This window comes from Microbacterium sp. B35-30, from assembly GCF_010634855.1.
GTDB lineage: Bacteria > Actinomycetota > Actinomycetes > Actinomycetales > Microbacteriaceae > Microbacterium.
Genome location: NZ_MWLQ01000035.1, coordinates 14,647 through 37,069 on the forward strand (window position 1 = coordinate 14,647; position 22,423 = coordinate 37,069).

General features: G+C 69.5%; 17 protein-coding genes and 2 riboswitches. Of the genes, 5 read left to right on the plus strand and 12 right to left on the minus strand.

Annotated features, from left to right (window positions below; genetic code table 11):
• Nucleotides 1–6: 6 nt before the first annotated feature.
• From B2K11_RS17275 to B2K11_RS17285, 3 genes are all read right to left on the minus strand, one after another.
• On the minus strand, nt 7–1,188 hold the full coding sequence (locus B2K11_RS17275; RefSeq protein WP_163620145.1) for an ABC transporter permease: 1,182 nt from the start codon (nt 1,186–1,188) through the stop codon (nt 7–9).
• A 1-nt stretch (nt 1,189) separates the two neighbouring features.
• Nucleotides 1,190–2,707 carry an ABC transporter permease gene (locus B2K11_RS17280; protein WP_163620147.1) on the minus strand — a complete coding sequence of 506 codons (1,518 nt, stop codon included), beginning with the start codon at nt 2,705–2,707 and terminating at the stop codon, nt 1,190–1,192.
• 176 nt (nt 2,708–2,883) lie between these two features.
• Nucleotides 2,884–4,734 (minus strand): ABC transporter family substrate-binding protein, encoded by a 1,851-nt coding sequence (locus B2K11_RS17285; RefSeq protein WP_239526206.1) that lies wholly within the window; start codon nt 4,732–4,734, stop codon nt 2,884–2,886.
• A 202-nt stretch (nt 4,735–4,936) separates the two neighbouring features.
• On the opposite strand from B2K11_RS17285, the gene B2K11_RS17290 reads away from it, so the two are divergent.
• Nucleotides 4,937–5,764 carry a CPBP family intramembrane glutamic endopeptidase gene (locus B2K11_RS17290; RefSeq protein WP_163620149.1) on the plus strand — a complete coding sequence of 276 codons (828 nt, stop codon included), beginning with the start codon at nt 4,937–4,939 and terminating at the stop codon, nt 5,762–5,764.
• A gap of 63 nt (nt 5,765–5,827) precedes the next feature.
• On the opposite strand, the gene gcvP is transcribed toward B2K11_RS17290, so the two are convergent.
• The 9 genes from gcvP to B2K11_RS17335 all read right to left on the minus strand — a co-directional run bounded on the left by gcvP (nt 5,828) and on the right by B2K11_RS17335 (nt 17,352).
• On the minus strand, nt 5,828–8,719 hold the full coding sequence (gcvP, locus tag B2K11_RS17295) for an aminomethyl-transferring glycine dehydrogenase (RefSeq protein ID WP_163620151.1): 2,892 nt from the start codon (nt 8,717–8,719) through the stop codon (nt 5,828–5,830).
• Nucleotides 8,716–9,099: a glycine cleavage system protein GcvH gene (gene gcvH, locus B2K11_RS17300; protein ID WP_163620153.1), complete on the minus strand. Its 384-nt coding sequence runs from the start codon at nt 9,097–9,099 to the stop codon at nt 8,716–8,718. Before gcvH ends, gcvP begins: the two co-directional genes overlap by 4 nt.
• On the minus strand, nt 9,096–10,229 hold the full coding sequence (gene gcvT / locus B2K11_RS17305; RefSeq protein WP_163620155.1) for a glycine cleavage system aminomethyltransferase GcvT: 1,134 nt from the start codon (nt 10,227–10,229) through the stop codon (nt 9,096–9,098). The genes gcvH and gcvT overlap by 4 nt, the downstream gene beginning before the upstream one ends.
• Nucleotides 10,230–10,274: 45 nt before the next feature.
• A riboswitch (glycine riboswitch) is annotated at nt 10,275–10,370 on the minus strand.
• A riboswitch (glycine riboswitch) is annotated at nt 10,371–10,467 on the minus strand.
• Nucleotides 10,468–10,510: 43 nt separating this feature from the next.
• Nucleotides 10,511–11,683: a MarP family serine protease gene (locus B2K11_RS17310; protein ID WP_163620157.1), complete on the minus strand. Its 1,173-nt coding sequence runs from the start codon at nt 11,681–11,683 to the stop codon at nt 10,511–10,513.
• A gap of 113 nt (nt 11,684–11,796) precedes the next feature.
• Nucleotides 11,797–12,663, minus strand: a complete 867-nt coding sequence (locus B2K11_RS17315) for an ATP-binding cassette domain-containing protein (protein ID WP_163620159.1) — start codon at nt 12,661–12,663, stop codon at nt 11,797–11,799.
• Entirely contained in the window at nt 12,660–13,556 is an 897-nt protein-coding gene (locus tag B2K11_RS17320) for an ABC transporter ATP-binding protein (protein ID WP_163620161.1), read from the minus strand. Before B2K11_RS17320 ends, B2K11_RS17315 begins: the two co-directional genes overlap by 4 nt.
• Entirely contained in the window at nt 13,553–14,533 is a 981-nt protein-coding gene (locus B2K11_RS17325; RefSeq protein ID WP_163620189.1) for an ABC transporter permease, read from the minus strand. Before B2K11_RS17325 ends, B2K11_RS17320 begins: the two co-directional genes overlap by 4 nt.
• Before the next feature lie 103 nt (nt 14,534–14,636).
• Nucleotides 14,637–15,632, minus strand: a complete 996-nt coding sequence (locus tag B2K11_RS17330) for an ABC transporter permease (RefSeq protein ID WP_163620163.1) — start codon at nt 15,630–15,632, stop codon at nt 14,637–14,639.
• Nucleotides 15,633–15,675: 43 nt separating this feature from the next.
• The gene (locus B2K11_RS17335) at nt 15,676–17,352 is read right to left on the minus strand and encodes an ABC transporter substrate-binding protein (protein ID WP_163620165.1); all 1,677 of its coding nucleotides are present in this window, start codon (nt 17,350–17,352) and stop codon (nt 15,676–15,678) included.
• Between the two features lie 258 nt (nt 17,353–17,610).
• Here B2K11_RS17335 and B2K11_RS17340 point away from each other — a divergent pair, with 258 nt between their 5' ends.
• From B2K11_RS17340 to nadC, 4 genes are read left to right on the plus strand one after another with little or no spacing between them, the layout of a single operon-like run.
• A complete protein-coding gene (locus B2K11_RS17340; protein ID WP_204260175.1) occupies nt 17,611–18,330 on the plus strand; it encodes an NUDIX domain-containing protein in 720 nt (239 codons plus the stop codon).
• A gap of 23 nt (nt 18,331–18,353) precedes the next feature.
• Nucleotides 18,354–19,724, plus strand: coding sequence for a quinolinate synthase NadA (nadA, locus tag B2K11_RS17345; RefSeq protein WP_163620167.1), 1,371 nt, complete (start codon nt 18,354–18,356; stop codon nt 19,722–19,724).
• A complete protein-coding gene (locus tag B2K11_RS17350; protein WP_163620168.1) occupies nt 19,721–21,550 on the plus strand; it encodes an FAD-dependent oxidoreductase in 1,830 nt (609 codons plus the stop codon). The genes nadA and B2K11_RS17350 overlap by 4 nt, the downstream gene beginning before the upstream one ends.
• Nucleotides 21,544–22,401, plus strand: a complete 858-nt coding sequence (gene nadC / locus B2K11_RS17355) for a carboxylating nicotinate-nucleotide diphosphorylase (protein WP_163620170.1) — start codon at nt 21,544–21,546, stop codon at nt 22,399–22,401. The genes B2K11_RS17350 and nadC overlap by 7 nt, the downstream gene beginning before the upstream one ends.
• Nucleotides 22,402–22,423 lie beyond the last annotated feature (22 nt).

Sequence of the window (22,423 nt, forward strand, 5' to 3'; positions counted from 1 at the left end):
GCACCGTCACCGCTCCGGGTCGAACGGCTTGTGCTGCACGTCGCCCGGCTCTTCGGGGCGGGGGTCGTGATAGTTCACGACGTCGCCGGTGTACACCGCTTCGCCGGCCACGGTCACCGACGGCGCGTCGGTGGAGGCGGTGGTGTCGACGAGGACCGGCACCGGGCCCTTGCCGCGAGCGGCACGGGCCATGGCACGCTCGCTCGGCTTCTTCTTCTGGCGCGGGTCGAACGCGTCGCGCAGGCCGTCGCCGATGAAGTTGACGCAGAGCGCGATCATGATGATGAAGACGCCAGGCCACCAGAACAGCCACGGGCGGGTGGAGAACGCCGCCTGGTTGTCCGACACGATCTTGCCGAGCGACGTGTCGGGCGACTGCACGCCGAACCCGAGGTAGCTCAGCGCCGACTCGAGGAGGATCGCCGCCGCCATCAGCAGCGTCGCGTTCACGACGATGACGCCGACGGCGTTCGGGAGGATGTGCCGGAAGATGATGCGGCGGTCACGCGCGCCTGAGACGCGCGCGGCGTCGACGAACTCCCGCTCGCGCAGCGTCAGGAACTCGCCACGCACGAGGCGGGCCATCGTCGTCCAGGCGAACATGCCGATCACCACACCGAGCACCGCGGCGCCCAGGCTTCCGAACGCGTTGCCGAGCACCGAGCCGATGACGATGAGCGGGATCGTGATGATGACATCGGTGAAGCGCATCAGCACGCTGTCACGCCACTTGCCGAAGTAACCCGCGGCCGCGCCGATGACCACACCGATGGTCGTCGCGAGCACGCCCGCGATCACCATCACCATGATCGACTGCTGCGCACCGCGCATGACGACCGCGAAGATGTCGCGGCCCACCTCGTCCTGACCGAACGGGTGCTCGCCGATCTGGAACGGCCACAGCGACAGCGTCGGAACACCGTTGTTGATCTTGGGGGCGATCTCGTCCCACGAGTACGGCCACCACCCGGGGATCCGAAGACCCCACAGGTTGACGCCCACCGACGTGAAGGCGAGCAGGATGATGAGGATCAGCACAGCACCCGAGACCATCGCACCGCGGTGCCGGAAGAACCGGCGGCGGACGATCTGACCCTGGCTGAGGCCCTCGGTCTCCTTCTGCTCGATGGAGATCTCGGCGACAGCCTGGGTTTCGGTCCCGGGCTGCTCGGTGATGGAGGTGTTCATGTCAGCCCACCTTGATTCTGGGGTCGAGCGCCGCGTAGACGAGGTCCGCGATGAGGTTGAAGAGGACGGCGATCGTGCCGGTCACGACGAAGAACGCCATGACGGGGTTCGGGTCGTGCGCACCGAGTCCGGCGACGAACAGGCGGCCCATGCCGGTCCAGCCGAAGACCGTCTCGGTGACCACCGCCCCGCCGATGATCGCGCCGACGTCGAAGGCGATGATCGTCGTGATCGGGATCAGCGCGTTGCGGAACGCGTGGCGAACCACGACCGTGCGCTGGGTGAGGCCCTTCGCGCGCGCCGTGCGGATGTAGTCCTGGTTCATGACCTCGAGCAGGCTGGCCCGCGAGTAGCGGGTGTAGCTGGCGAACGAGATGAGGATGATCGCGATCGTCGGGAGCAGCAGGTGGGTGAACAGGTCGATTCCCTGCACCCAGAAGTTTCCGCCGAGTCCCGGGGTCGACGCCCCGACGGTGGCGATCGGCCGCCCGCGGATCTTGCTGGAGTTCGAGTAGACCTCCCAGTACGACATGTACTTGTCGAGAGCGATCAACGCAGCGACGAGCAGGCCGACGATCGCCGTCGTGCGGACCACGGGTGCGCGATCAGGTGCACCCATGAACCAGCCGACGGCACCGCTGACGACGACCGCCAGCACGGCCAGCCCGAGGAAGACCGGGAGCGTCATGTTGTTGAGGATGTAGTTCTGCATCGGCATGTACAGCGCGATGCCGATGACGGCCACGATGAGCGAGGCGTACACCGCATTGCGGTTGCGCAGGCCCGTGGAGATGGCGGTGACGCCCAACGCGATGCCCACGGCGAGGAAGCCGAAGACGAAGATGCCGATGTTCGGGTCGGCGAACCACTGCGTCGCAGACAGCACCGCGAGTACCGCGCCCGTGGCGACGGCCGAGAGGCCGAAGACGATCAGGCGGCGACGCCATCTGCCGCCGATGAGCGACATCCAGATGAGACCCGCGCCGAGCGAAATGCCGATGATCACGGGTATGGAGATCGTCGGCTCGCCGAGCCAGTCATTGAGCCGGATCGCGCCGTACTGCTTCAGCAGCACCGCGACCCAGAACACGGGGAGCGAGAAGAACAGGAAGGCGATGAGCGTCACGCCGTAGTCGAAGCCGGTGTACTGGCGCAGCGCCGAGAGGATGCCGACCGAGATACCGAGGATGATGGCGACGACCGTGGCGGTGGTGACAAGCGTCAGCGTCGACGCGAGCGCATTGCCCAGGAGCGCATTGACCTGCTGGTTCTGGATGCTGACCCCGAAGTCGCCGCGGAAGAGGGCGCCGAGCCACAGGAAGTAGCGCAGCGGCGGCGGGACGTCGAGGTTGAGGAGCTTGGTGCGAGCTTCGATGAGCTCGGCCTTGTTGGGAGCGCTGCTCTCCTTGATGTCCTGCAGCGGATCGCCCGAGAGCGCCGTGAGGATGTACATCAGGAAAGTGGCGGCGAAGAGCACCAGCACGGATGCGATCAATCGCCGGAAGATGAATGAAGCCATGGATTGGCCGCCTACCTATCGATGAATCAGCGCCGGATGCGCGGACCGGATTTTGTCCGTCACCGCGCACCGCGCTGGGAGGAGTTTACGCGGGTGAGGTGCAGGTCTCCTGAGGAGACCTGCACCCCACCTGAGGAATCAACCGGATCGCGACCCGGAGGAACCTCTACGTCGGATTACTCCTCCGAACCGGCGTCCGTCACTGCCCAGTCCCACGTGTTCCAGAAGATCGTGGGAGCGAGGATCGACGCGTCGATGCCCTCCACACGGTCGCTGATGCCCGTGACTGCCGGGAACTGGAAGATCGTGACCCCGTAGAAGTCGCTCCACAGGATCTTGTCGGCCTCCTGCTTGATCTCGATCTGCTTCTCCGCGTCGAACTCCGACGAGATCTCAGCCGACAGCGCGTCGATCTCAGGGTTCGAGTAGAAGTTCATGTTGTTGATGCCGCCGGTCTTGAACGTCGCCGACCAGTCGGTCACGGCGAGGCTCGTCGACTGCCACCCGAAGAACACGGCGTCGTACGCACCGGGCGTGCCGAGGAGGCCGCCCCACTTGTCCGAGCCGCAGTCCGTGACGTTGAAGCCGGCCTGGTTGGCCGAAGCCTGGATCAGGGCGAACTCGTTGACACGACGCGGGTTGTTCGACGCATACAGGATGCAGACCTCGGGGTTGGTGATGCCCGACTCTGCGAGGAGCGCCTTGGCACCCTCGATGTCGACCTCGGCGAACGCGTCGGAGCCGTTGTTCGCGACCGAGTCGTCGTAGCCCTCGGAGCCCGGCACGAAGTTCTGCGAGCTGCGCAGGAGCGCGTCCTCGCCGACGATCGGCTTGATGAGCTTGTCGACGATCTCCTGGCGGGGAACCGTCTTGAGGAACGCCTCGCGGACCTTCGGGTCCTTGAAGATGTTCTCCGGGTTCTTGCCGTTCTCGAACTGCAGGTCGAGGTGCTCGTACGTGCCCTCGACGCCGGTCTGCACCGTGATGCCGTCGATCGCGTCGAGCGCGGTCTTCAGGTCAGCGGTCGCCTGGGGCGAGATGACGTCGACCTCACCGTTCTCGAGCGCCTGAGCGGCCGCGAGCGGGTCGGGGATGAAGCGGACGGTGATGTCCTCGATGTTCGGGGTGTTCTCACCCTTGTACTCGGGGTTCGCCGTCAGAGTGATGTACTGGTCGGCGACGAAGTCCTTGATCATGTAAGGACCGCTCGCGAGGTACAGCTCCGGGTCATCCGGCAGCTCGGTGAAGTTGAAGCCCGAGTTCCAGAAGGCCGAGATCGGCGCGAGCGCCGCAGCGTCCTCGCTCTCGATGGCGTCGAGGACGGCCTGCTTGGCCTCTTCGTTGTCATCGAGGCCGAGGGCGTTCTTCGCCACCACGTGCGCAGGCAGGATCGTGCCGAGGGTTCCGAACGCGACCTCCCAGTCGACGTAGGGAGCCGAGTAGACCATCGTGATCGACTTGCCGTCTTCGCTGACCTCGGGCGTGTCGTGCACGAGACCGAACTGGGCGTCCGGGCTGGCACCGCTGTCGAAGTAGATGACGTCGGTCGGGAAGGCGTCGGTGAACTCGCCGGTCTCGGCGTCGGTGAAGTCCGACGGGTCGAAGTCGGGCGTGTCGAGCGAACGCGACAGAGCGGCCCAGTTGAGCATCAGGTCGGCGGCGTCGATCGGGGTGCCGTCGGACCAGGTGACGTCGTCGGCAAGCGTGTACTTGACCGTCAGCGGGTCTTCCTCGACGAGCTCGTACGTGCCGAACGAGGTGTTCTGCACCAGCTCGGGCGTGTTGTTGTAGTACGAGAACCCGTCATAGGTCAGGTAGTTGATGTTGTTGTTCGCCGTGGCGTTGCCGAACGAGGTGTTGCCGTTGGCCGAGTAGAACGCCTGGTTCCACGCCGCGGTGATCGACGAGCCTTCGACGAGACCGGAGTCGTCGCCTGTCTCTTCGCCGCCACCGGCGGCGCAGCCCGAGATCGCCAGTGCGCCGGCTGCGGTGAGCGCCACCGCGGCCGAGATGCGCTTAATTCTCACTGTTCCTCCTGTGCAGGGTAGGTGCGCACACGTAGGACGGGGGCCATACGGGGGCGCGGATGGGAAAACCTTATGCACGGGTGATGAGATGGTCAAAACGATGGACGAAAACGTTACAGAGCCTTAACTCAACTGAAGCCAAGTGTGACAATCTGACAAGATGACCGCGCCGAACCGCCCCTCGGACGTGAGAAACCCGACGATGTCGGACCGTGCCCCCGCCTTCGAGCGCCGGCGCCTCACGTGGGAGATCTGGATCGTCCTCGCCGTGACGGTGGGCCAATCGGCACTCTATTCGGTTCTGTCCCTCACTCGGGCCCTGCTCCGCCCCACACCGATCGGCAATCAGCAGACCCAGCTCAACCCCTCGCGGGATGCCGCGGCCTTCTGGGACGTGCTGTACCAGCTGCTGTCCGTCTTCTTCGCGCTCGCGCTGGTGGCGCTCGTCGTCTACCTGCTCTGGGAGCCCGGAGGCAACGCACTGCGGCGCATGGGCCTCGACTTCACCCGGTTCGGCGGCGACCTCGGCCGCGGCATCCTGCTCACCGCCGTCATCGGCCTGCCGGGTCTCGCGCTCTACGCGGCGGGCCGCGCGCTGGGCATCACGGTCGCCGTCGTCGCCTCGCCCCTGGACGCGGCCTGGTGGACGGTGCCCCTGCTGCTGCTGTCGGCGCTGCGGGCGGGGCTCACCGAAGAGGTCATCTTCATCGGGTACCTGTTCGACAGGCTCCGCCGGCTGGGCTGGAACGACTGGTCGATCATCCTGACGACGGCGGCCCTGCGCGGCGCCTACCACGCCTACCAGGGCTTCGGCGCGATCGTCGGCAACTTCGCGATGGGCGTGGTCTTCGGCTGGTGCTACCGCCGATGGGGGCGCATCATGCCCCTCGTCATCGCGCACACCCTCCTGGACATCGTCGCGTTCGTCGGCTACCCCCTCGCGGCCGCGCTGTGGCCCGAGGTCTTCGCCCCGATACCTCAGCCGACCCCGACGCCCGCACCGACGCCGGCACCGACTCCCGCGACGTGAAGGCGATGGGATGCCGGGGGCACCGGCATCCCATCGCTCACGGACAGCTGCAGGACGAGTTCTTCAGGCGAAGGCCTCGATGGGCGGGCAGGCGCAGACGAGGTTGCGGTCGCCGTATGCCTGGTCGATCCGGCGGACCGGGGGCCAGTACTTGGTGCGGATCTGCGCGTGAACGGGGTACACCGCGATCTCGCGAGAGTACGGATGCGTCCACTCGCCCACCACGACGGCCTCGGCCGTGTGCGGGGCGTTCGCGAGGGGGTTGTCGCCGGCGGGCCACTCCCCCGCCGCGACGGCGTCGGCTTCGGCCTTGATCGCGATCATGGCCTCGATGAAGCGCTCGATCTCGGCGAGGTCCTCGGACTCGGTCGGCTCGACCATGAGGGTGCCCGCAACAGGGAACGACATCGTCGGGGCGTGGAAGCCGTAGTCGATGAGTCGCTTGGCGACGTCGTCGACCGTGACCCCGGTGGCCTCGCGCAGCGGCCGCAGGTCGAGGATGCACTCGTGCGCGACGAGGCCGTCCTCGCCGGTGTAGAGCACTGGGTAGTGCTCCCGGAGGCGCACGGCGATGTAGTTGGCCGCGAGCACCGCGGCGGCGGTCGCGTCGCGCAGGCCCTCGGCGCCCATCATGCGCACATACGCCCACGAGATCGGCAGGATGCCGGCCGACCCGTGCGGTGCGGCCGAGATCGGTCCGCCGTCGAAGACGCCGCCGGCGTGGTCCCTGCGCTGCGAGAACGGGTGGCTCGGCAGGTACGGCGCGAGGTGCGCCTTCGCCGCGACCGGGCCCACGCCCGGGCCGCCGCCGCCGTGCGGGATCGCGAACGTCTTGTGCAGGTTGAGGTGCGAGACGTCGCCGCCCAGATCGCCGAAGCGGGCGTACCCGAGGAGCGCATTGAGGTTGGCGCCGTCGATGTACACCTGTCCGCCCGCGTCGTGCACAGCCTGGGTGATCTCGAGCACGTCGTGCTCGTAGACGCCGTGCGTCGACGGGTACGTGATCATGAGCGCCGCCAGCTCGTCGGCGTGCGCCGCGATCTTCGCGCGCAGGTCGTCGAGGTCGACGTTGCCGGCGTCGTCGCAGGCGACCACCACGACGCGCATGCCGGCGAGCACGGCGGACGCGGCGTTGGTGCCGTGCGCGGACGACGGGATGAGGCACACCGTGCGCGCCCGGTCGCCGTTGGCGCGGTGGTAGCCCCGGATCGCCATGAGTCCCGCGAGCTCGCCCTGCGAGCCCGCATTCGGCTGCAGCGACACCGCGTCGTAGCCGGTCACCTCGGCGAGCCACACCTCGAGCTGCTCGATCAGCGCGAGATAGCCATGGACGTCGGCCTCCGGCGCGAACGGGTGCACGCGTGAGAACTCCGGCCACGACACGGCGGCCATCTCGGTCGCCGCGTTCAGCTTCATGGTGCACGAGCCCAGCGGGATCATGCCGCGATCGAGTGCGTAGTCCCGGTCGGAGAGCTGCTTGAGGTAGCGCATCATCGCCGTCTCGGAGCGGTGGGTGTTGAACACCGGGTGCGTGAGGAACTCCTCGACGCGGCGCAGCCCCGAAGGCACGCCGGCGAGGGGCTCGGCATCCGTGAACGGGACCGTGCGCTCGCCCTGCGCGCCCGACCCCAGGAACTCGTCCTCGGGAAGCCCGAAGGCCCAGGCGACCGCGGCGAGATCGTCGGCGGTCGTCGTCTCGTCGACCGAGACGCCGACCGTCGCGTCGTCCGCCCAGAACAGCTGGTAGCCGCGTTCGCGGGCGCGCTCGATCACGCGGCGCGAGGCGCCCGGCGTCGCCACGCGGATGGTGTCGAAGAACGCGTCCGAGCGCAGCGACAGTCCGTACGACCGCAGCCGGGCGGCGAGCGCCTCCGCCTTCTTGGCGACATCCGTGGCGATCGCGCGGAGCCCATCCGGCCCGTGGTACACCGCGTACATCGAGGCCATCACGGCCAGCAGCACCTGCGACGTGCAGATGTTCGACGTGGCCTTCTCGCGGCGGATGTGCTGCTCACGCGTCTGCAGGGCAAGCCGGTACGCGGGGTGGCCCGCGGCATCCTGCGAGACGCCCACGAGGCGTCCCGGCAGCTGCCGCTCGAGCCCCTGGCGCACCGCCATGTAACCCGCGTGCGGTCCGCCGAAGCCGAGGGGCACGCCGAAGCGCTGCGTCGTCCCCACCGCCACGTCGGCGCCGAACGACCCCGGCGAGCGCAGCAGGGTCAAGGCGAGGAGGTCGGCGGCCGCGACCACGAGCGCGCCCGCGACATGCGCCGCGTCGACGACGCCGGACGGGTCCCACACGTGCCCCGAGGCGCCCGGATACTGCACCAGCACGCCGAAGTGCTCGTCGGGAAGCATCGCACCGTGGGCGAGGTCGAGCTCGACGAGCTCGATGCCCACAGCGGCCGCCCGATGGGCCAGCAGCGCCTTCGTCTGCGGCAGCGCGTCGGCGTCGACGACGAACACGTCGGATGCCGACTTCGAGGCGCGCCGCGCCACGAGCATGCCTTCGACCACGGCGGTCGACTCGTCCAGCATCGAGGCGTTCGCCGTCGTGAGCCCGGTGAGGTCGGTCACCATGGTCTGGAAGTTGATGAGCGCCTCGAGGCGCCCCTGCGAGATCTCGGGCTGGTACGGCGTGTAGGCGGTGTACCAGGAGGGGTTCTCGAGCACGTTGCGCGAGATCACGGACGGCGTGAGCGTGTCGTAGTAGCCGAGGCCGATCATCGGGCGAGCCGTGCGGTTCTGCGAGGCCAGCTCACGCAGCTCGGCGAGCGCCTCGGCCTCGGTCGCGGCAGGCGGGATGTCGCTCGTCGGGCGCGGCTTCGCATGGATGGATGCCGGCACCGCCGCCTGCACGAGGGCCTCGACGCCGTCGTAGCCCAGGGCGTCGAGCATCGTGCGCTGGGCTGCAGCATCCGTTCCGATGTGACGATCGGCGAACAGGCCCGTCATTCGGCGCCGCCCGTGAGCGAGATGTAGGCGTCGCGGTCGAGCAGCTCGGCCACGGCGGCGGGGTCGACCGTGAGCTTGACGAGCCAGCCGGCGCCGAACGGGTCGGCGTTGACGAGCGACGGGTCGTCGACCACGGCGTCGTTGACCTCGACGACCTCGCCCGTCAGCGGCGCGTAGAGCTCGCCGACCGACTTGGTGGACTCGATCTCGCCCACGACGGTTGCGGCAGTGACCGTGCTGCCCACCGCGGGGAGCTCGACGAACACGACGTCGCCGAGCTTGTCGGCCGCGTACGAAGTGATGCCGACGGTCGCGGTGTCGCCGTCGAGGGCGACCCACTCGTGCTCGGCGGTGTACTTGAGGGCGGTGAGGTCGGTCATGAGTTCCTCCGGTAGAAAGGCAGGGCGGTCACGGTCGCGGGGATGCGGGTCCCCCGCACGTCGATGAAGAGCTGGGTGCCGGGCGCGGCGGCCGCCGGCGAGACGAACGCCATCGCGATGGGATGCCCCAGCGTCGGGCTGAGCGCCCCGCTCGTGATCTCGCCGACCGGGGCCGCGGCATCCCCGGCGTCGAACACGGCGTAGCCGGCGCGGCCCGCGCGACGGCCCTCGGAGGTGAGGCCGACGAGCACCGGGGCGTCGGGCGTCATGACCGCCGCGAGTCCGGACTTGCCGACGAAGTCGTCCTTGTCGACCGCGACCACGCGGCCGAGGCCGGCCTGTGCCGGGACGATGTCGCGCGAGAGCTCGTGGCCGTAGAGCGGCATCCCGGCCTCCAGGCGCAGCGTGTCGCGCGCGGCGAGGCCGGCGGGAACCAGTCCGAGGGGTTCGCCGGCCGCCAGCAGCGCGTCCCACAGGGCCGGCGCGGCCGCGTTCGGGATCAGCAGCTCGAAGCCGTCCTCGCCGGTGTACCCGGTGCGGGCCACGAACAGGGGGGCGTCGTCGAACGACCCGGACGACCACGCGTAGTAGCCGAGGTCGGCGAAGGACGGCGTGACATCGACGATGCCGGGGGTGGCCTCCACCACGGCACGGGCGATGGGGCCCTGCACGGCGATCAGCGACATGTCGTCGGTGTGGTCGTCGAGCTCTGCGTCGAACCCCTCGACGCGCGCGGCGAACGCGCGGCCGACGGCATCGCGGTTGCCCGCGTTCGCGATCACGAGGAAGCGATGCTCCGCGATGCGGTAGACGATGACGTCGTCGACGATGCCGCCCGAGTCGTCGAGCACCAGCGAGTACTTCGCCTTGCCCACGCGCATCGAGGAGATCGCGCCGGCCAGCGCGTAGTCGAGGAACGCCCCGGCGCCGGCCCCGTCGACGCCGAACTCGGCCATGTGCGAGATGTCGAAGAGTCCGGCCGCCGTGCGCACCGCGTGGTGCTCCGCGAGATCGGACGTGTAGCGCACGGGCATGAGCCAGCCGCCGAAGTCGGTGAACGAGGCGCCCAGCGCCTCGTGGCGGTCATGGAGCACGGTCGTCCGCGAGTCCGAAGGGCGGTGGTCTGTCATGAGTTCTCCCGGTCGCTGACGGGCAGGCGCCGCTCGACGCCTGTGAACTCCCCCTCTGTCATGGGCCTGAGAGTTTCGCCGGGTGCGAGGCATCCGACTTTCTCCTTCGGCGGACGCATCAGCGTCACTCTCCAGAGTCGGCCTGCCCGAACGGTACGCGTACCTGAGAGATTGGCGGGGAGGCTTGCTCCTTCGGTGCTCGACGATCGCGCTGCCGAGGCTCTCCCGCCCGGGTGATGGGCCGTATTGACTTGCGCAGCAAGCATAGCGGTCGACCGGGCTCAGCCGACGCAGGATCCCGTCGACACGGTGTTCGACAGCGACGGCGCACGCTCCGCCACCGGCGTGAGCTCGGCCATCGTCATCGCGTAGCCCAGGTTCTCGTCGTTCTCGGCACGGGCGAAGACGACACCCGCGACGGCGCCGCCGTCGGTGAGCAGCGGGCCGCCCGAGTTGCCGGGCCGCACCACGGCGTTCAGGGCGTAGATCTCGCGCGGGTTCCATGACTCGTCGTACACGTCGGGCACGCTGGCCGTTCCCACGGACTCCACTCCGGCCGCCACCATCGTGAACGGCCCCCCGTAGGGGAATCCCTGCACGGCCGCCGCGTCGCCGGCGGCCAGCGTCCCCGAGAACGGCAGGACGTCGGCGCCCAGGTCGTCGACGGCGATCACGGCGAGGTCGTCGATCGGGTCGAAGTACACGATGCGACCCTCGCGCGCCGACACGCCCGGCAGCTCCACGATGGGGGTGTCGACGCCGGCGACGACGTGGGCGTTCGTGACGACGCGGTCCTCCGCGATGACGAACCCGCTCCCCGCCGATCCCCGCCCGCAGGCGTACGCGGTGCCCGAGATCCGGGCGACGGATGCCGCAGCCCGCTGCAGCTCGGGATCGTCCAGAGCGACCGGGGGCGCCGGGTCGACGGTCCCGGGCCCGAGCAGCTGACCGAGGCCCGGGAGGCTGTCCTCGAGCACCGCCCCGCGCAGCTGTGCCAGCGCCGCGGCGACCGGGTCGGGGGTGGCCGCCTCGATGCCCCGCAGGATGCTCGACGAGGCGACGGCGGACGAGATGATGGGGATGCCGGCGACGGCGATCGCCGGAGCCACGAAGGCGAGCGCGAGGACGGCGGCGAGCACCGACGCGATGCCGCCGAGGAACCGCTCGACGCCGCGGAGCTTGAGCCGGTCCGCGCCGGAGCGCAGCGCCGCGCCGATCGCTGCGCCGATGGCCGCGCCGGCGAAGACGAGGCCGATCGCGGCGAGGATCACGGCCGGTCCTCGCCAGACGGGCGACGGCACCCAGGAGCTCACGAGCGGCGTGAGCCAGTACGCCGCGAAGGCGCCGGCGGCGATGCCCGCGAACGTGCCGATGCTGGCGAAGAAGCCGCGTTGCACTCCGGAGATGCAGGCCCCGATGAGGAGAAGGACGATCACCACGTCGACGACGACCATCCCACCCCTTCCGACCGTCAGGATCCGTCTCGACAGGCTACGCATCCAGCCTGGGAGACGACCCCCACGGGCACTCCGGGCGTGTCGCGTCGTGATCGCGCGCGAGCGGTGGCTCAGTGCTGCGGCGCGGCCAGCTCCCTGCGCACCTCGTCGCGCAGCCTCCCCTGATTCTCGGGATCGGGCGCGGCTCCCAGCAGCGTGCGCGTGTAGTCGTGCTGCGGGTCGAGGATGACGGTGTCGGCCGGGCCGCGCTCGACGATGTCGCCGCGGTACATCACCAGGATCTCGTCCGAGAAGTGGCGCGCGGTCGCGAGGTCGTGGGTGATGTAGAGGACTCCCAGGTGGTCCTCGCGCTGCAGCTGGGCGAGGAGGTTCAGCACGCCCAGGCGGATCGACACGTCGAGCATCGAGACGGGTTCGTCGGCGATGATGAACTGCGCCCCGGGCGCGAGCGCCCGCGCGATCGCGACGCGCTGGCGCTGACCGCCCGACAGCTCGTGCGGTCGGCGCTCCGCCATCTTGTCGGTCGGGGTGAGTCGCACGCGGTCGAGCAGCTCGAGCACGCGCCGGCGCACTTCGGCCTTACCCATGCCCGGGTTGTGGATGCGCAGCGGGCGCTCGAGGTGATGCTCGATCGAGTGGAACGGGTTCAGCGACGCGAACGGGTCCTGGAACACCATCTGCACGTCGCCGCGGTACGCCGCGACCTCCCGGCTGCGGTTGCCGGCCGGCTTGCCGTCGAGCAGGATCTGCCCCTTCGTCGGGGTCTCGAGCCGTGCCAGCATCTTCGCGATGGTGGACTTGCCCGAGCCGGACTCCCCCACCAGCGCGATCGTGCGGCCCGCCTCGAGCGTGAACGACACATCCTTCACGGCGTGGAGGGTGGAGAAGCTCAGCCCGCTGCGGAGCCGGAAGTCCTTGACCAGGTTGCGCGCTTCGAGCGTGCGCGGTCCGTCAGCGGTCGGTGGCTGGGCGGTCATGCGGCTCCTCCTTCGAGCGGGACGTTCGCGGCCGAGCCCAGCGTCGCCGAGACCGGCTGCGTGCCGGTGCGCACGAAGTCGCCGCGATCGCCGCGCAGGCTCGGGAAGCTCGACAGCAGCTTCTTGGTGTACTCGTGCTGCGGATCGCGGTAGATCTCGGTCGCGGTGCCGAGCTCGACGATCTCGCCCTGCAGCATGACCGCGATGCGGTCGCTGATCTCGATCAGCATGGGCAGGTCGTGCGTGATGAAGATCACGGCGAACCCCAGCCGCTCGCGCAGTCGCATGATCTCGCGGATGATGCCGCGCTGCACCACGACGTCGAGGGCGGTCGTCGGCTCGTCCATGATCATGACCTGCGGATCGAGCGCGAGCGCCATCGCGATCATGACGCGCTGCCGCATCCCGCCCGACAGCTCGTGCGGGAAGCTCGACAGCCGCTTCGGGTCGACGCCCACGAGCTCGAGAAGCTCTTCGCTGCGCCGCTGCTTGTCGCGTTTGGACATCTCGGGGCGGTGGGTGGTGAACACGTCGAACAGCTGCGCGCGGACGTTGATGACCGGGTTCAGCGAATTCATCGCCCCCTGGAACACCATCGACACCTTGTCCCAGCGGAAGCGGCGCAGCTCCTCGTCGGCGAGCCCGACGACGTCGATGTCCTCTCCGGAGCGGTCGTGGAACACGATCTCACCCGACGTCATCAGCGCCGGCGGCTTCAGCAGGCGGTTGACCCCGTACGCGAGGGTCGACTTGCCGCAGCCCGATTCCCCGGCCAGGCCGAGGATCTCTCCGCGGTGGAGCGTCAGCGACACATCGCGCACCGCCTTGACGGGCGGATCGACCTCGTACTCGATCGAGACGTTGCGCGCCGTGAGGACGGCATCCCGGTTCATGCGGCGGCTCCGTTCGTGCTGCGGACGGCCTCGACACCACGGCCCGCGCGCTTCGCCTTGCGCACGCGGCGCGCGTTCTCGGGGGCGAGGCGCAGCTTCGGGTTGATGATCTCGTCGATCGAGAAGTTGATGAGCGACAGGCCGGCGCCGAGCAGCGCGATCATGAGGCCGGGCGGCACGAACCACCACCAGGCGCCTGTGCCGAGCGCCTGACCGGTCTGCGCGTCGTTGAGCATCGTGCCCCACGTGATCGATCCGGTCGGCCCGAGCCCGAGATACGACAGACCCGCTTCGCCGAGGATCGCGAAGATGATCGCGAAGAGGAACTGCGCCGCGAGCAGCGGGAGCAGGTTCGGCAGGATCTCGACGCGGATGATGCGCGTCGTCTTCTCGCCCGCCACCCGGCTGGCGGCGACATAGTCGCGCGACCGCAGCGAGCGCGCCTGCGCCCGGAGCACGACCGCGGAGCCCGCCCAGCCGGTGATGCCGAGCACCACGGCCACCAGCATCCAACTTCGCCCGGGGATGTAGGTGGCGATCACCATCACGAGCGGCAGCCCCGGGATGACGAGCATGATGTTCGTGAAGAGCGAGAGGATCTCGTCCCACCAGCCGCCCTTGTAGCCCGCGATGATGCCGAACACGATCGACAGCACCAGCGCGATGAGACCGGCGGTGATGCCGACCATGAGCGATCCGCGCGTGCCCCACGCGAGCTGGGCGAGGACGTCGTAGCCCAGCTTGGTCGTGCCGAGGAGATGCTCCGGGCTCGGCGGCGACAGCGCCGGGTTGTCGGAGTCCATCGGATCCTGGGCGAACAGCGGCCCGAGGATGCCGAACAGCACGATGCCGATGACGATGGTGAGACCGAGCGCCAGCTTGAGCGACATCCGCGGCAGCAGCTGCCGGATGCCGCGGCGGGCGGCGGATGCCTCGTCCCGTGCCGCGACGACCTCGGCGTCGACGGGCGGCGTCATGAGGGCGCCGGGCGCGACGATGACGGAGTCGATGGTGCGGTCGGAGAGCGTCTCGGGGACGCTCACGACTCGGCCGGTCGACGGTTCGGTCACTTCGACCCTCTCAGACATTGTGACGCGCTCTCGGGTCGATGAATCCGTAGACGATGTCCATGATGAAGTTCGCCGCGAGCACCGCGACGGTGATCACGAGGAAGACGCCCTGCATGAGCGCGTAGTCGCTGTTCTGCACGGACTGGATCATGAGCTTGCCGATGCCGGGGTAGGTGAACACCTGCTCCATCACGATGGAGCCGGCCACGACGAAGCCGAGCGAGATGCTGAAGCCTGCGATCGACGGGATCGCGGCGTTGCGCGTCGCGTAGGTGCGGAGGATGCGCATCGGCTTCAGCCCCTTGGCCTCCGCCGTGACGATGTAGTCCTCGGACACCGTCGAGACCATCATGTTGCGCATCCCGAGCAGCCAGCCGCCGACCGAGCTCAGCACGATCGTCAGCGCCGGCAGGAAGCCGTGGTAGATCGCGCTGCCGATGAAGTCCCAGCTCCACTCCGGGCCGTTGGGGAACTCCCAGACGTCGTAGCCGCCGAAGATCGGGAAGATCCCGAGTGCGACGGAGAAGATCGCCACCAGCACGAGCGCCAGCCAGAAGTACGGGATCGACTGCAGCACCGTGGTGAACGGCACCAGGTGATCGACCCAGGTGCCCCGCCGCCACCCCACCCAGGCGCCGATGCCGACGCCGAGCACGAACGAGATGACGGTGGCGATCCCCACGAGGATGACCGTCCACGGCAGCGCCGCCGCGATCAGCTCGGTGACCGGCGTCGGGTACTTCGTGACCGAGACGCCCAGGTCGCCCTGGAGCATCCGGCCCCAGTACGCGACGTACTGCTCCCACATCGACGACGTGTCGCCGCCGAGGAGGGCCTTGATGTTTCGGACGGTCGTCTCATTGAGCTCGCCGCCCGCCCGCTGCATCTTCGCGAGGAGGATGTCGGCGGGGTCACCGGGCAGAAGCCTCGGCAGGAGGAAGTTGAGGGAGATCGTCGCCCACAGTGTCACCACGTAGAACGCGATCCGCCGCGCATAGAACTTCATTGCGGCCTGCTCCTCCGTGCCGCGGCCTCTGCCCGGTTCTGCATTACTTCACCGGCTCCAGGTGCTGGAGGACGTAGCCGGACGCGACCGAACCCCAGGCGGGCGGGAACGCGTACAGGTCCTCCTCGGTCGGCCAGCCCGTGAAGTCCTTCGTGTTGAAGAACGTCTGGGTGGCGTTGATGACCAGCGGGATGTAGGGCAGGTCGCGCACGATCTCGGCCTGGAGGGCGGCGTACGCCTCCTGCTTCAGTGCCTCGTCGTCGGTGGCGGCCGCCGCGGCGACGGCCTCGTTGACGACGGGGTTGTCGTAGCGGCTGAAGTTCCAGCGACCCGACGGGACCTCCTGGCCGACCTGCGACGTCGACTCACCCGCGAACCAGTCCTTGTAGATCTGGAACGGGTCGGCGACCGAGGTGCCGATGACGCCGCCCATGATCAGCTGGTACTGACCGGTCTGGCGGGCGTCCGAGAACTCCTGCCACTGCACCGTCGAGGCGTTGACCTTGATGCCGGCCTCGGCGGCCTGCTCGCTGATGAGCTTCGCTGCGTCGTTGTAGTCGGTCCAGCCGTCGACCGAGAGGAGGCTGAGCTCGAGCGGGGCGCCGTCCTTCGCGTAGAAGCCGTCGCCGCCCTTCGCGTAACCGGCGGCCTCGAGGATCTCACCGGCGGCCGCGGCGTCGGGCGACTGAGGGCTGATCTCGTTGGCCGGGTCGCCGACCCACTTCTGGTCGCGAGGCAGCAGCGCGAAGGTCGGCGAGATGTCGCCGGTCAGGCCGACGAAGGCCTTCTCCTTGATGGTGCCGCGGTCGATCGCGACGTTGAGCGCCTGGCGCACGGCGACGTCGGTCTGCGGGCCGGCGCAGCCGAGGTCGGCGTTGGCACACGTGTAGAGGACGGTGGGGTCCTGCGGCGTGTTCAGCATGCTGATCACACCGTTGGAGGTGACCGAGTCCGGGTTGGGCACGAACATGCCGGTCCAGTCCAGCTCGCCCGCGGTCAGCAGATCCTGGGCCGACTGGTTGGCGTCGATGCCGATGTACTGCAGCTTCTTGATCGCGGGCACGCCCTCGTCGCGGAACTCCTCGTTGGCGACGACGGTGTAGGAGGCATCCGTCACGCTGTCGACCACGTACGGGCCGGTGCCGACCGGCTCCTCGTCGGTGAACGTCGTGTAGTCGTCGACCTCCGACCAGATGTGCTCGGGCAGCATCCAGGTGGTGCCGAGGATCTGGAACTCGTTGGTGAACTGCGGCGTCTCGTAGGTGAGCACGACGGTGCTCTCGTCCGTGGCCTCGGCCGAGATGAGGCCGTCGCGGTGGTTCGGCTCGTAGTTGAAGGTGAACGCGGCGTCGTCGGCGGTGAAGTCCTCACCGTCGTTCCACTTCACGCCCTCCTTGAGCTTCACCGTGATGACGGTGCCGTCCTCGTTGTACTCGAAGCTCTCGCCGAGCATGGGCGCGGGAGCGTCGTCGGCCGTCTTGTTGTAGAAGAACAGCGGCTCGTAGATCGGGCCGAGTGCGGCGTGCAGCACGCTCGGCGAGAACGGGTTGAAGTTGGCCTCGATCGGTGTCTGACTGCCGGCCCAGACCCGGAGGGTGCGCCCTTCGGACTCGCCGTTGTCGTCGCCGCCACCACCGGCGCAGCCCGACAGGCCGATGCCCAGGATCGCTGTCCCGGCCACGGCGATGAGCGCCGCTCGGCGCTTCGCGTTTCGAATCATCGTTGGTTCTTTCTCTCGTGCGGCATTGCAGGAAGGGAAGGTGCGCGGGCACCGGCATTCATTAAGTACTGAGCCCTAACAAATGTTTGGACGTAAACCTAACAAACATTCCCTCCCGTTCGCACCCCTCAGCAGCCGCACGTACGTCACGTCTTGGCAACGGTTCCTTCGCGCGCGCCGCAGCCGAGGTGCGTTACGGCCGCGGTTTGGCTTCTGGTCGCAGTGACACTATGATCGATTCCGACAGTTAGAGTCATCATGACCAGAACAGCTTCCGAAGTCCCCGCCCCCGGCTCAGCCACCGGCGCCGATGCGACGCGCGTCGCGGTGTCGACCGTGATCTTCACGCTCCGGCGCCTGCCCGGCAGCGACGCCGTCCGGGTGGTGCTTCCGCTCGTGCGGCGCACCCGGGATCCGCACGAGGGCCAGTGGGCGCTCCCCGGCGGCTGGCTCGATGCAGCCGAAGGCCTCGCCGCCGCGGCATCCCGCACCCTCGCTGAGACGACCGGCCTCGCGCCGAGCTATCTGGAGCAGCTGTACGCCTTCGGCGCCGTCGACCGCTCCCCCACGCGTGTCGTCTCGATCGTGTACTGGGCGCTCCTGCGGGCCGACGAGATCACCGACGCCTCGGTCGAGAATGTCGCCTGGTTCGATGCGGCGACGCTCCCCCGCCTCGCCTTCGACCACAACGAGATCGTCGAGTACGCACTGTGGCGCCTGCGGAACAAGGTCGGCTACAGCCGCATCGCCCACGGCCTCCTCGCCGATGAGTTCACCCTCGCCGAACTGCGCGAGGTGTACGAGGCGATCCTCGACAGACGACTCGACCCGGCGAACTTCCGCCGCCAGGTCGAGAACTCCGGCACCCTCATCCCCACCGAGGGATTCCGCACCGGCAGCCACCGCCCGGCGCGCCTGTACCGCTACAACAAGGACGTCGAGCTGGCCGACCGCGGCCCGCTCGACACCCGCGACTGACCCATCCGAACGGAGCGCCCGACATGCCTGCCGTCAACATCACCCTCCAGCCGCCGCCCGCCACCACGGAGCGGACACCGACCGATGCGTCGGTGGATCACGCGATCCAGGCGATCATCGCGGGAGCGTCGACCGACGAGACCTGCAACACCGACCTGGCCGCCGGCCCGTGGGACTTCGACACGCGCCCCGGCTACGGGCCGGGCTCGTCGATGGGCGACGTCATCCCCACCGGCTCCCCGCGCCAGGGAGAGCTGCCCCGCGAGTACCGCGAGGCGTCCGAGGCCGAGCTCGCCGACCGCGTCCGCGCCGCCAAGGCGACGCTCGGCGACCGGGTCGTGGTGCTCGGCCACTTCTACCAGCGCGAAGAGGTCGTCGTCCACGCCGACTACGTGGGCGACTCGTTCCAGCTCGCGAACGCGGCCCTCGAGCACCCCGATGCCGAAGCCATCGTGTTCTGCGGCGTGCACTTCATGGCCGAGACCGCCGATCTGCTGTCGCGCCCCGAGCAGGCCGTGATCCTGCCCAACCTCGCCGCCGGCTGCTCGATGGCCGACATGGCCGACATCGACCAGGTCGAGGACTGCTGGGAGCAGCTCGCCGAGGTCTACGGCGACATGGATGCCACGGATGCCGACGGCCTGGTGCCCGTCATCCCCGTCACGTACATGAACTCCTCGGCCGCGATCAAGGGCTTCGTCGGTCGCCACGGCGGCATCGTGTGCACGTCGTCGAACGCGCGGACCGTCCTCGAATGGGCATTCCAGCGCGGCCGCCGCGTGCTCTTCTTCCCCGACCAGCACCTCGGCCGCAACACGGCGAAGGCGATGGGCGTCCCCCTCGAGCAGATGCCCATGTGGAATCCGCGCAAGCACCTGGGCGGGGCATCCGTCGACGCGATCGAGAGCGCCCGCGTCATCCTCTGGCACGGGTTCTGCTCGGTGCACCGGCGCTTCTCGGTCGAGCAGATCGAGAAGGCGCGCGCCGAGCACCCCGGTGTGCGGGTCATCGTGCACCCCGAGTGCCCGATGGAGGTCGTGGACGCCGCCGACGAGGCCGGCTCGACCGACTACATCCGCAAGGCCATCGCCGGCGCGGCCGAGCCCACGACGTTCGCCATCGGCACCGAGGTGAACCTCGTGCAGCGCCTCGCCGCCCAGTACCCGCAGCACGAGATCTTCTGCCTCGACCCCGTCGTGTGCCCCTGCTCGACGATGTACCGCATCCACCCGGGATACCTCGCGTGGGTGCTCGAGGGGCTCGTGGCGGGCGAGGTGCGCAATCGCATCGAGGTGCCGCAGGACGTCGCCGATCCCGCCCGCCTGGCACTGGAGCGGATGCTGGCTGCCAAGCCGCCGGCAGCCCCCGCCGCCGCTTGGGAGAACGCGTCATGACCGTGCCTGCGGCACAGCCGCGCGCGATCGTCGTCGGCTCGGGGATCGCCGGACTGCTGACCGCGCTGCACGCCGTCGAACACGGCTGCCGAGTGACGCTCGTCACCAAGGACGTGCTCGAGCACGCCAACACCCGCTACGCGCAGGGCGGGATCGCCGGCGTCATGTTCGACGACGATCGGGCCCAGGACCACGTGCGCGACACGCTCGTCGCGGGCGCCGGGCACAGCGATCCCGACGCGGTGCGGGTGCTCGTCGACGAGGGCCCGGCCCGCATCCGCGAGCTCATCGCCCTCGGCGTCGCCTTCGACCGCGACGCCGCCGGCGGGCTCGTGAAGGGTCTCGAGGCCGCGCACTCGTATCCGCGGATCCTGCACGCGGGCGGCGACGCCACCGGCACGGCGATCGAGAAGGCGCTGGTCGCCGGGCTGCGCGCGAGCGACGTCACCGTGATCGAGCATGCCTTCCTGGTCGGCCTGGTGCTCGACGAGGTCGCCGCGCCCACCGCGGGCGCGCGACGGGTCACCGGGGTGGAGCTGCTGATCGGTGAGACGGGTGCCGGCCCCGGCCGCCGCGACACCCTCGAGGCCGACGCGGTCGTGCTTGCCACGGGCGGCGCCGGCGAGCTGTACGCCCACTCGACCAATCCCCAGGTGGCCACGGGCGACGGCATCGCCGCGGCGATCCGCGCCGGAGCCGACGTCGCCGACCTCGAGTTCTTCCAGTTCCACCCGACGGTACTGGAAGGCAAGGCCGACGCCGCCGGGCTGGAAGGCAAGGCTGACGCCGCCGGGCTGGAAGGCAAGGCTGACGCCGCCGGGCTGGCGGTGGGCGGTTCCTTCCTGGTGTCGGAGGCGGTGCGCGGCGAGGGCGCGACGCTGGTCGACGAGCACGGGCGACGGTTCGTCTTCGACGCCCACCCCGACGGCGAGCTGGCGCCCCGCGACGTCGTCGCCCGGGCGATCGCGGCGCAGATGGAGGCTCAGGGCGGACGCCCGGTGCTCCTCGACGCGACGCGCATCCACTCCTCAGACGCCGACGAGCGCGCGGCGTTCCTCGCGCGGCGCTTCCCGACGATCGACCGCGCCGTGCGCGAACGGGGTCTCGATTGGGCGCGCGAGCCGATCCCGGTGACGCCGGCCGCCCACTACCTGATGGGCGGTGTCGCCACCGACCTGTTCGGCCGCACCTCCCTGCCGGGCCTCTACGCCGTGGGTGAGGTCGCCCGCACCGGCGTGCACGGAGCGAACCGACTCGCGTCGAACTCGCTGCTCGAGGGCGCCGTGTTCGGCGCGCGTGCCGGCGATGCGATCGCCGCCGACGCGGCATCCGGTTCCTGGCCCGCCTTCGCGGGCCAGGGCGCGTCCATCTCCGCGGGCATCCGCTCCGCCGGCTCCGCGGCATTCGCGCACGACGCGCTCGCACCGACCCCGCGCGCGTTCTCGCGGCGAGCGCTGCAGGAGCTCATGTGGGAGCACGCGGGACTCGTGCGCGACGAGGAGGGACTCGGGCACGCGGCATCCGTGATCGCCCAGTGGCGCGAGCAGCTGCGGACTCCGGTCACCGAGCACGGGTACGAGGATGAGAATCTGCTGCTCGTCGCGGCGGAGGTCGTCGCCGCGGCCCGCGCCCGCCGAGAGTCCGTCGGCGCGCACTTCCGGGCCGACGCACCGGTCGAGGATTCCGCTCTCGCCCCCGCCCGCAGAACTCCACGGATCGACGCGCCAGCCCGCCTCCGGGCCGCGGGCGCTGCCGATCGGGGCCAGGATCTGTGGAGTTCTGCAGATACACCGGCGCCCGCCGTCGAGGAGGCGGTCGCATGCTGACCCGGGCCGTGATCGACCGCGCGGTCGCCGCCGCCCTCGAAGAGGACGCACCCTGGGGCGACCTCACGAGCGAGACGCTGATCGCCGAGAACGCCGTCGCGCGCGCCGATCTGGTGGCCCGGGAGCGCGGCGTCTTCTCGGGCGGCGAGGTGTTCGCGGCCGCGTTCCGGCTCACCGATCCGGCGATCGACGTCGAGCTCCTCGTCGAGGACGGCGAGTGGTTCGAACCCGGCGCCGTGCTGGCCGTCGTGACCGGGTCGGCGCGAGGCGTGCTGACGGCCGAGCGCATCGGACTCAACTTCGTGCAGCGGATGTCGGGCATCGCGACGCTCACCGGCGCCTACGTCGCCGAGGTCGCCCACACCCGCGCTCGCATCGCCGACACGCGCAAGACGACGCCGGGGCTGCGCGCCTTCGAGCGCAAGGCGGTGCGCGACGGCGGAGGCCGCAACCACCGCCACTCGCTGTCGGACGCCGTCATGGCGAAGGACAACCACCTCGCGGTGCTCGCGCACAAGGGCGTCTCCCCCACGGCAGCGCTCCTCGCCGCGAAGGACCTCCTCCCCCACACCACGCACATCGAGGTCGAGGTCGACCGGCTGGAGCAGATCGAGCCCGTGCTGGCCGCCGGCATCGGCACGATCATGCTCGACAACTTCTCGCTCGACGAGCTGCGCGCGGGCGTCGACCAGATCGCCGGCAGGGCGACGGTCGAGGCATCCGGCGGCGTGTCCCTCGACACGGTGCGCGCGATCGCTGAGACCGGCGTGGACGTCATCTCGGTCGGCGCCCTCACCCACTCCGCACGCGCGCTCGATCTGGGGCTCGATGTGCGGATCGACGCCCCCTGAACCAAGGGAGCCGCAGCCGATG